Origin of the sequence: Klebsiella sp. 28 (genome assembly GCF_018223905.1) — a bacterium.
Classification (GTDB): domain Bacteria; phylum Pseudomonadota; class Gammaproteobacteria; order Enterobacterales; family Enterobacteriaceae; genus Klebsiella; species Klebsiella pneumoniae.
On record NZ_JAGRQY010000242.1, the window covers coordinates 1 to 9,872 of the forward strand.

6 protein-coding genes and 2 pseudogenes are annotated in these 9,872 nt (G+C 52.0%); all 8 read right to left on the reverse strand.

The features are described 5' to 3' along the window. Nucleotides 1-628 (reverse strand): hypothetical protein (locus KHQ28_RS27340; protein WP_228298300.1); only part of this gene is annotated, 628 nt, incomplete at its 3' end. A gap of 14 nt (nt 629-642) precedes the next feature. Then, nucleotides 643-2,670, reverse strand: coding sequence for a peptidoglycan DD-metalloendopeptidase family protein (locus KHQ28_RS27345; protein ID WP_071891524.1), 2,028 nt, complete (start codon nt 2,668-2,670; stop codon nt 643-645). Nucleotides 2,671-2,672: 2 nt separating this feature from the next. Continuing rightward, nucleotides 2,673-5,301 (reverse strand): annotated as a pseudogene (locus KHQ28_RS27350) (type VI secretion system Vgr family protein). Nucleotides 5,302-5,451: 150 nt separating this feature from the next. Beyond that, a pseudogene (locus tag KHQ28_RS27355) lies at nt 5,452-5,576 on the reverse strand (hypothetical protein). A gap of 183 nt (nt 5,577-5,759) precedes the next feature. Next, nucleotides 5,760-7,457, reverse strand: coding sequence for an OmpA family protein (locus KHQ28_RS27360; RefSeq protein WP_032418814.1), 1,698 nt, complete (start codon nt 7,455-7,457; stop codon nt 5,760-5,762). Nucleotides 7,458-7,460: 3 nt separating this feature from the next. Next, nucleotides 7,461-8,114 (reverse strand): type VI secretion system protein TssL, short form, encoded by a 654-nt coding sequence (gene tssL, locus KHQ28_RS27365; protein ID WP_004180407.1) that lies wholly within the window; start codon nt 8,112-8,114, stop codon nt 7,461-7,463. Beyond that, a complete protein-coding gene (tssK, locus tag KHQ28_RS27370; protein WP_004200314.1) occupies nt 8,111-9,451 on the reverse strand; it encodes a type VI secretion system baseplate subunit TssK in 1,341 nt (446 codons plus the stop codon). The genes tssL and tssK overlap by 4 nt, the downstream gene beginning before the upstream one ends. Nucleotides 9,452-9,687: 236 nt before the next feature. Continuing rightward, the coding region (locus tag KHQ28_RS27375) for a hypothetical protein (protein ID WP_060578140.1) at nt 9,688-9,872 on the reverse strand (185 nt) is incomplete at its 5' end.

Here is a 9,872-nt window from a genome sequence, read left to right on the forward strand (position 1 = left end):
GAGTTGAATAAGGTATTGAATCAAGCACAATTATCGCATCATATATTTTATCATATAGTAAAATATCATATAATATGCTATGGCGGGTTGAGTTAGGTTCAAAACTAAAACTAGTACATCCAGAGTAAAAATATGTATATAATGAAGAGTCAAAAACTATATTATTTATTACACTGAGACATTTAGATGGGTAATTATTAGTTTCACGTTGCAATAGAAATTGTGAAATTTTACCCTTTCTTTTAACTCTTAATATTCGTTGTTGATGATACCCACCATTAGGAATGTCCTTGTAATAGTTTGCTGGAACTTTGATATTTTTTCCATCAAACAAGCCAAGCCATAGATCCTGTTCTTTATTTACCAACCAATATTCATTACTTGAAAAAACTTTGCTCCTCTGAGAATCAGGTAAATTATTTTGCTTATTTTTGTAATTACGATAATCACCGCGATATTCCTCATCAACACGTTGTTGTTCCTGTCTTGAAAAAATCTCCGAGAATGTCATGGAATTTGTATCCGAGTTGACGCTGGATACTGAGTTATCTGACGCATAACAGATTTGTAAGCTTGCCGCTTCTAAAAATAAAAGCGACATGAAAGAATATTTAATAAAAATTCTCATTTCTCATTTTCTTGTTAAGGATAATTAAACCCATCGATGAAAGGAGCAGGATCAAGCCTGTTTGCTATACCAGGACCAGGTCTCTCTTTTACTCTAACTTCAAAATGGAGATGAGCACCTAAAGCTATACTGGTCATTCCATTGGCATTACCTGTGCAACCAGTTTCTCCCAATAATTCACCACAACGTACATGGTCTCCCCTCTCTAAACCAGAATGAATTGCAGACAGATGGGCGTAGAAAAAATAAACCTCACTAATTTCACTATCATTACATCTACAAAGCAACGCCTTCTCTAGTGGAAGATCGTCAACCTGAACAATAATACATAACTGTCTGCCATAATCACTACGAGGAGGATCAATTATAAAAGCGATGCGACCATCTGCTACTGAAAATATTGGTGTATTTGGCGCAGCTTCTATATCCAAGCCCTGGTGTTGATAACGACGTCCATTAGAGCGAGTTCTCCATCCCTTAAAAGTAGCACTACGGACTCGAGGAAGAGCATGAGTACGAATCCGGCAAACAGAAAGTGGATTACTCCATGTATTCCCCTCAACGTTTACAGAAGGAGATGGGGTATTTCTTGGCTGCGAATTCATAATAGTTACTGGAGGTAAATCCGTATTTAGAATGTACGTAGAATTAAGTTTCTGAATAATATCTTTGGTGGAGTAATTTTTCATCTTCGGTTCAATTCGGTAATGATCAGGTACGATAATTGAATCGAAATAATTGACCATCCATGCAACAAAAGCGGTCCTCCATGTACTATCAATAGAATAATACCTAATTATCATCTCATTATCTTTTAAATTACCAATTAGTCGGTTATAGAAAGCAATATTAGTCGGGATTTTTTCGCCTTTTCCAGGAGTTTCTTTCCCATTCATAATAATGTCATATGCGCCAAATGCCCCATTCATATGAACAAGGTAAGCTATTTTAACTAATTCATCTGATTCAAGAGCACTAACTGCTGATAACTTTAAACTAAGTGAGTCAATCCCTTTTCGATCATACAATCCAATCATATCAATATTGTATTCTGCATTAACCCGTAAAGATAAAACAGTATCTGTATCGATTTCCGTTATAGTTCCGTCAACTGACTCGCCAAAAAGTTTATTATCTCTATATATTAATTTTTGGTATGAGTATTTTTCTGTTATAAACTGATAAACCTTGGATTCAGGTTTAGTGCAGTAAGATAACCATGTATCAGGTTTAAACTGTCCTAACCCTACCGCTCCAGAACCAGTAGGATTGGTCGCATTTGCTTTCCATCTTGACTCTGCATAAATTAATGCAGCAAGTCCTTCTGGCTGGAATTCATATTTTTTAGCTGTTTCAATGATATAATCTCGATATTGTTCTGCCTCTGGAGGAAGGCGTAACCCTTCACTGACATTACCGATATTACTCACACTGGTGGGTGCGCCGCCTTCAGTCCTGGTGGTCTGGTTTACAGAAGGAGTCTGTCTTTCTTTGGTTTTGTTTTCTGATGGACTGGAAGCAGATGAGCCACCTTTCTGTTTCGCTTTTTCTTTTTCCTGTTGCTTACTCGATTGTTGGGTGCCCTTTTTAACACTGGTACTCCCTTTGATTATCATTTCCCTGGACGAGATCCGCAGGCTTAACGTCCCCAAAGGCAATTTTTTATGGTCGGCAATCAGAATGTATTCTTTTTTATTTAAATGTTGCAGTTCAACCTTTATACCTTTGGTACTGTCTTCAATAAGCAGACCAGCGACAACACCAGTGCTGTCTGTTACGTAATCATACGTCTTACCATCAAAAGTGAGTCTGAGTTTTGCATTGCCAAGCGGGCGCCAGACGAGATCGCAAATCCTCAAAGTCAATTGAGTATCATAAACTTTGTCTTTTGATGGTAAACTCAATACCTGACCGGGCTGGATAATATGCTGCTCTGCTTTAGTGAGAAGACCGTTAATATTGGCCAGTTCATTAACATCAATTCCGAATTTACGACTGATTTTCCACAGGCTGTCACCCTTCTGAACTGTATACTGTTCCATGGCTATTCCTTATCTTGTTCGTTTAATTCACCATCATATTGCGGGCCATGTTCATCGAAATCCAGGTCATCATCAGTCTCATCCTCAATATCATGCTCATCGTTATAAGAAAAAAGGCTCGTCCATTTATCATTGCCAATTATTGCATGAAAATTTTCACTTTCAGGCGGTTCAAAACAACCTGACTCTCCATCATTAAAAGCAGAACTCCATATTTGTTCTTTTGATTTACTATCAAAAAGACTCACTTTCATAGTAGATGGCGCAGCATTACCAAGAGCATCTAAGAGCATAAAACTCATTGACTGTGGACCACTATCAGGAAGTTCTGGAATATTTGACTGCATAGAAGCTGGGCCACTGTAGAGAAGCTTACTTTGCTTCATCATAATATCACCAGGGCAGCCTAACTCGATGTTTCCTCCGGACAGGCGAATGTATGCCCCGCCAGCACAGGTAAACGTTAAAGTTTTTGCCGCTGTAAAAGTCATACCCTCTGTTGTACTGGTCAGCGAAATATTTTGCTTAGCTATTACTTCAATATTTCCTGACTGAGCCTGTGATATTAGATCGCCTTTGGCCACAATAGCTTCTATGCCCTCAGTTTCGGTAAAGATTGATATTTTTTCAGAAGCGGCAAGAGTAATATTTTTCTTTGCTCCCAGTTCAACATTTTGCCCTGCAGTCATATAAATATTTTCGCTTGCAACTGCCTGAAGATGACTTCCACTGGCTAAAGCAATACCTTCTGGTGCACTCATCAGTAATACAGCCTGCTTTAGCGCAAGTAACTTCTCTTCCATCAGTGCCTGTTGTTGCTCATATTGCAAGAGCTGTGCTTTTGCTGCTGATGCTGCCTGTGAAAGAGACTCCATTTGACTAACGGCTTGCGTCAACAAGGAATGTACTGCAGCCATATCCAGCACTTTCCCTTGTGCCTCAGGCTGGCTGTCCGCAGTAATGAATATCCCTTTCCCCGCGCGGATCCCTCCCCACGAATCGGTACGCAGTTCAAACCCTTCCCCCCTAAGCTTGCGGCTGGCATCAACGTTATGTCCTAAATTCAGCTGCGTCTTGCCGCCGTACTCGGTGCTGAGCTTGATATGCTCCTCGCCGCGCTTGTCCTCCATTCGCAGCTTATTATTGGCCGGAGTACGAATCACATTGCGGGTGCTGTTTTTCTCCGTCACAGGGTCGACATGCCGCGAGTCATGCAGCGCATGCGCAATATACGGCCGGTCGGGATCGCCTTCGTGGAAAGCAATCGCCACCTCCGTGCCCTGGATCAGCGGGAAGTGAAAGCCGTACACGTCGCCGCCGTAGGGTTTGGCGAGACGCACCGGCATGCTTTCCTGACCCTGCCCTTTATCCTCTCTGTCAGCGTCAAATTTCACCCGGTACAGGCCGGACGCATCTTGCCAGGCATAGATATCATTCGCCTTCGCGCTGGTCACCCGCGCCGTCATGGTGCCAGTCACCTTCGGGCGCGGCAGCAGCGGCGGACGCCAGCACAATGTTTCGCTGTAGGGCACCGCCAGCAGGGACACCCGCAGCGCCTCCCGGCGGCTGGCGGTAAAACCGGTGCCGGTGATTAACAGCGGATCCTGTACGGGCGCAGGCAGGGTCGACGGCAGGCTGTCGGTAACGGTCAGCACCTGGGCCGGCGCCAGCCAGGCTGCAGTACTGCTCGCGGTAATAAGCGTCTGGTGAGCCAGAAAACGCTCATGGTCGAGGCGGGCATAGAAGTTGGCGGTCTCCGTCTGCGGGTCGATTTTATCGCCACGCTCCCGGTGGCGAAGCTTATAGTGGTATACCTCACCGTAAGTGATGCCTTCACCATTTCCCCGGGTCATATCCGCTGTTGCCGACTGGAGAACGCTCTGCGCATCGCGGGGGTTATAATCCCGGGTAGTGACGTTCGCCTCTACGACATTGTGCGTGATGTTCAGACCCCATATCGATTCCGTACCGCTGTCGCTCATCCCGGACGGGCTGTTTACAGGAAGTGTTTTATCGAACATCAGCGCCCGCTGCGCGTCGGCGAAATGGACCACTTCGCTCTGGGCCTCTTCCTGCAGGGTGAAGAAATAAAATATCCCCACCTCTGCCAGCAGGCGCTGGATAAATGCCAGGTCGCTCTCCTGATACTGATTAATTTGCTCGCGCCGCGGATAGTGTTGCTTGAGATTAAACTCATACTCCCAGTCATGTAGGTGATGTTCCTGCAATACCTGCTCCACCACCTCCGGCACCGATTTATTCACGAAAAAACGGTGGCTGCGAAACTGTTTATCCAGTAAGGAGAGGAAGGGTTCGAGGGTTATCTGATATTTCGACTGATCTTCTGAACTGCTGATACGCCGGAAGGCAGTCACCACGCCATGGACGCGTTTGCAGTCCGCCAGCTGCTGCAGTGCGCCGCCGCCCATCGTCAGCATGGCGGGTTTGCTCAGGAGCTGTGCGGCATCAATATTTTTTTTCTGCGCTGGTAAACGTAATAGTGTAATAATAAAGTTCACTCAGTTTTTCTGCCCCACTGAATTCTTCCACATCCAGCGATGCGGTACATGAAGGAATATCCAGCTGGTAACGGTTAAGGGTGGTGCCGGTAATTATTGAAGAGGTATCCATTATATTCCTGTTTTACTCCGCTGTAATGACCATCAAAAATCAATTCACAGGACGCCCTGTTTAATTTTGTTTAATGATAATCATCTCATTCATCATAAATATATTTATGTGCATATCGATATATCAGATACCCCACCAGGAGTTTCGTAACTAAAAGGTAACCCCAGGGATATTTATATTCACTGACTGAGAAATAAAAAAAGCAGCCAGAAACCGGAGCCTTCAACGTTTATCGCCGCCAGCATTTCTCTGCCACTGTCCTTAGCGCTATCCATAATGATCTCCTTTATCCATCCCCTTTCCCGAGCTTCATCCCCGCAGAGGCTTCGCTTAGCCGACAAGATTGACTGGCTGCAGGCACGCTACCGCCCATCGCTGTTTCCTGTTTATCAGGGACCCGTAGCGCACAAGGTCAGGCAGGCAGATTGTTGTTCAACCTCCGCGATCGGGGTCGCTGATTACTCGGTTTCGCTTTTTAATCCGTTAGTCTCTGCTCCTGAGGTATTGGCCGTGCCCGGCGCCAGACAGGCGTCCTTCTGCGGGACCAGACTGATCTCCACCCGGCGATTTTGCGCCCGCCCCTCTGGCGTCTCGTTGCTGGCGACAGGACGACTTGCGCCGTAGCCCTGCACCGCAAAACAGCTCTCCGGCACATCGCCGGTATCGCGCATCCAGTCGCGGACCGCCTCGGCACGCTTCAGGGAGAGTTGTTGATTGGATTTATCGTTGCCGATGCTGTCGGTATGGCCTGCCACCACGATCAGCCAGCCGGGTTTGGCCTTAATGCCCAGCAGCGAGTTCACCAGCAGCTTTGTCGAACCCGGTTTCAGCGTCGATTTGCCGGTATCGAACAGCGCCATGCTATCGAGGCGGATCGTCTGCGGCCCCTGCACAACCTGCTTAATGACCGGACGCGGCGGCGGGGGCGGCGCCCAGTCATTGATAGCGGCTTCCACGAAGGGGATCAGCCGCCCCCCCTGATACAGCCCCAGCCGATAACGCAGCGGCTCCCCCCGGCGCAACCAGTCATCCAGCAGGCGGCTGTCGGCACGCAGACGCTGCTGCGCCTGCAGCTTCGGCGTCGGCGGCGTGCCGCTGAGGCGGTGATACACCGCCAGATGATCGCCGACGCTGCGCACCAGGCGCTGGTTGTTGATAAAGGAAGCCAGCATCGCCAGCGCCAGAAAGAGGAAGCCCACGCCAGCGGCAAGACCAACATCGCGCATCCGGCGGCTGACCCCGTGGCGGTGCGGCAGTGACGACAGAAGAAGATCCGGCAGCGGGTGAGGACCTGGCGCCGCGTCGTTGCCCGGGGAGAGCGTGGTGATCGCGGCGATTTGCTGTTGCCAGAGGTTATTCGCCACCGCCGCCACCGGCGTAAGGCAGATGCCCGCGGCACACAGGTTCAGCGGAGGAAGTTCCGCCTGCCGGGCGCGGAATGGCCGGAAAAGAGCGTTTTCGGCCAAGGTCAGAATGCTCTCCAGCCACAGCGTCTGATGCAGGCGTGAGGCAGAGCTGCCCTCCCGCTGCCACCCGGCAACCGACTGGGGCGCTTGTCCCTTCTGCTGCACCTGGAGACCAGCCCTCTCCGGCGTGATGGTAAACCAGCGGCTTTCCCCTGCCTGGCCGCCTGGCGGCGTCACCCAGAACACGCTCCACACCGGCGGCAGACCGTTTAGCCAGGTTCGGCACTCAACGATACTCCGCCGCCAGTCGCGCAGCGACTGCGCCAGATGCTCCCCGGAGGGGTGGTGCTCCGGTACCACCGCCAGCAGCACGGAAACCTGCGATACCAGCGCCGGACGCGCCGCCGCCAGGTACTGCGCCAGCCGCGGCAACTGCTCCGCGCTGTCACCCCGGAGATACCAGCCGTGACGGGTTTCGCCGTGCGCCGAACGCCCGGGAAACAGACCGTCGGTATCCCCGCAGACCAGAACCACCGCCCCCTGAAAATCCTCGGGCGGCAGGACGATTTCCGATCGCTGACGGCTGACTGCCCGGCGACGCTGACGCCAGAGCGCCGCGCCGCCCGCCAGCAGGATGCACAGACTGAAGATCACCTGGTTGCCGATGGACAGCGGCCAGAAGCCCAGCACCAGCCACAGGGCCAGGATGACGGTCAGTATCGTAAGCAGACGACGGGCGTTATCACGCATCTCTTATCCCTGCCCTGCTATCTGCGCCACCATCTGTGACAGCACGGAGGAGAAGGTCAACCACAGCGCCGCCAGCGCCACAATGCCAGCCGCCCAGCCGCACCAGTACATCCGCCGTCCGCTGCGCAGCCGGGAGGCACGAACCACCACCGGCGCCTCCTGGGTCAGGCTGAACGGCGGGACCCGCGCGCCAAGCGCTTGCGCCACGTCCTCACGCCGTTCGTCATCCTCGGCGCGGTACTGTCCGACAAATCCCAGCTGTAAAGTACGAAAGAAGCAGGTCAGCACTGCCGCATCCGCCGTGGGCTCTCGCAGCAGCTGGCGGATCCGTTCCCAGAGCTCTTCCCCGGCGTTGAGAGTGCTGAAAAAGCGCGCCTGCAGCGGATCCTTGCGCCACCTGCGGTAGCCATCATCCTGACTGGCGCGGTTGAGGACGCTCTCATCGAGCAGCGCGCAGTAGGCATAGAGCATCTGCTCAGCGCTGGCTTCACTGACTCCCCCCGCCGTCAGCGCCTCGCGCGCCTCGGTCACCCATCGACAGGCCTGGCGATAGAGCGCCTCGCCATCGGTCACCGGCTGGCCGCAGCGTAACTGGCTGACCATCAGCCAGCCCGGGTAAAAAGTTTTGTTGATCAGATCGCTTTCAGAGGTATTCATGAGCGCAGTACCGCAAAGAGTTCAAGTTTCACGTCGCCAAGCGATTCCGGGGTATAGAAGGTGCAGTTGCCAGCCTCCAGCATCGCGCGGGCGGCATCGGTGGAGAGATCCAGAGCGAAATATTGGTTTTCCAGACGTAGCGGAATGGCCGCCGGCACATGGCTCAGCGGTTTGATCGCGATGCCGCTGAGGGCAATATTGACGACCTCGGCGACATCATCATGGCTACCCGCCTTACAGAGCTGCGGAAAGCGGCTCTGTAGCTGGTGAGGGGGGAGTGAAGAGCGCACCGACAGATAAAAATCCGCCCCCTCGCGCAGACGCGCATCGTGCAGCCTGCCCCGCCAGATCTCCCGGTCGGCGCCCTGCTCCAGAACGATGGCGATCACCCTTGAGGGCAGGCTGACTTCGAGCAGCGTATCCAGCAGGGCAAACAGCGGTGGGAATACCTGCTCTGGCGAGGCATGTCGGTAGCGGGGGATTGCTTCCAGATGATGTTCAAGGGAGAAAGTCAGCAGACTGCCGGCCAGCCTGGCCAGTTCGCGATAGAGCAGCTCCGGATGGCGCGAAGGGTCCTGATGCAGCTCGCTGAGCACCGGTTCAGCGCTGTTCAGCGCGTTGAGCAGCCAGAACAGGGAAACATCCGCCACGGCAAAATCAGCCATCCGCGCATTGCTTTCACGACGCATGGCCATCAGGCGTCTGCGTCGGGCCTGCAGGCGATGTAACAGCTCACCCAGCTCGCTAACCAGCGTCGGGCTTGCCGCCAGCGACAGCAGCGGCGGGATGAATTCCGGGTCAACGATCCACTGCCCCTGGGCGTCGCGCACCAGACGCGCTACCGGGCAGGTGAGGAAGGCTGCATTTTCCTCGGTGGAGAGACGCAGCGTTAGCGCGTGCCGCAGAACGGCCAGCTCGCTGCGTTCATGGCCGGCCAGCTCCTGGACGGTCACCTGCTCGGCGCGCCAGCGGCGCGGGCGGGCGCTCTCCTGGCCGTCATCAAGATTGCCGCCGCTGGCGCTGAGCAGCGGCAGAGCGAGCAGAACCTCCACGCTGTCCTGCATCACGTCCGATACATCGCGGACCGGTGGCAAAATATCCGCCAGCTCGGTGTCAATCAGCGTTCCGTCGGCGAAACGCACGATCAGCCGGGTAGCGTTGAGCCGGGAAAGGGTGAGCGCGCTCGCGTCAAACTCCGCGCGCAATACCCCCCACGGGTGGGCGAGCGCCATGCGGGAGACCGTATCGGCGACGTGCGCGTCCCAGCGGGCCTGTTGCTGAAACTGCTGCGGGACCAGAAAAGCCCCGTCGCGCCATAATGGGCGGAAAATCTTCATTGCACCTCCTGTGCCTTTCGCTTTCATTGGTCTGCAGACAGGACCAAATGCCCGGACGGATATCCCTCATCCGCCGTGTGTTCAGCTGGATTTATTACCTGCCGCTTCAGGGAAAGGAAATATCTCCCCTGCCCGCGAGAGTTTCGAAGTCAGATGATATTTTTGGTCAAGGGATGTTTATCATAAAGCGAAAGAGTCAGGGGGAGGTAACGCCTGGCCCTAAATAATATCTGAATTCAACCCAAGGTAGCTTTATTGCTCTCGGTCATCACATGTAGAAGGAATATTCCATAAGCGACCCTTTTATTATTTTCCTGTTGAATATTAATTAGCGAATTAATCCCTCCGTCAGGAATATTTATATTTACCTTAAATATAAATAATAATAAAAATATCACCGCAATCGATATACCCTCAGTAG